This window comes from Paenibacillus terrae (assembly GCF_000943545.1).
In the GTDB taxonomy this organism is placed as follows: domain Bacteria; phylum Bacillota; class Bacilli; order Paenibacillales; family Paenibacillaceae; genus Paenibacillus; species Paenibacillus terrae_A.
Genome location: NZ_JTHP01000224.1, coordinates 1 through 229 on the forward strand (window position 1 = coordinate 1; position 229 = coordinate 229).

Annotated in this window: 1 pseudogene; it reads left to right on the top strand. The window is 45.0% G+C overall.

The features are described 5' to 3' along the window. Window positions 1-229, top strand: a pseudogene (locus tag QD47_RS31385) (biotin/lipoyl-containing protein); the annotation flags it as partial.

Genomic DNA, 229 nt, shown 5'->3' on the forward strand with positions numbered 1-229 from the left:
TCTTCACGAAGGCGAAATCATCAAGATGCACATTAAGCCCGGCGAAAAGTAACGGATGAAGATATCATCATGGAAGTACAAAATGACAAGGCTGTAGTTGAAGTTCCATGTCCGGTCAATGGTACGGTTCAAGAAGTATTTGCCAAAGACGGAGACATCTTTAACGTAGGTCAAGTTGTGGCAGTAATTGCTGCAGAGGGTGAGCTTCCTGAACAAGAAGAAGCACCGG